This window comes from Corynebacterium sp. MSK122 (genome assembly GCF_030229435.2).
GTDB lineage: Bacteria > Actinomycetota > Actinomycetes > Mycobacteriales > Mycobacteriaceae > Corynebacterium > Corynebacterium marquesiae.
Map to the genome: position 1 here is coordinate 1 of NZ_JASPHV020000079.1, position 303 is coordinate 303.

Sequence of the window (303 nt, forward strand, 5' to 3'; positions counted from 1 at the left end):
CCGAACATGTCGCGTGGGTGCAAAATGAGCTCAACGAAACACCCCGACAAATCCTCGGCGGCGCAACCCCACGTGAAATACTTAACGAACTATTCAAGCGTGGCGCATCCACCGCTTGATTCCGCCGTGGTGTATCTGTTTTTCGAATCTGGAGTTAGTTTCATGGCGGTGGTTTAGGGCCATCTCGGGGATAAGGGGTGAGGGTATTCACGCGGCGATCTCCTGGTTGTTGTCGCGGTCCTCGTCGATGACCCCAGCGGCGATGATCTCTTTGGTCTGTGCCAGGCTGGTCAGTGACATATA

At 54.8% G+C, this 303-nt stretch carries 1 pseudogene; it reads left to right on the plus strand.

Annotation, left to right across the window (positions count from 1 at the left end):
- A pseudogene (locus QP934_RS11545) lies at positions 1 to 119 on the plus strand (IS30 family transposase); the annotation flags it as partial.
- Positions 120 to 303: the final 184 nt, after the last annotated feature.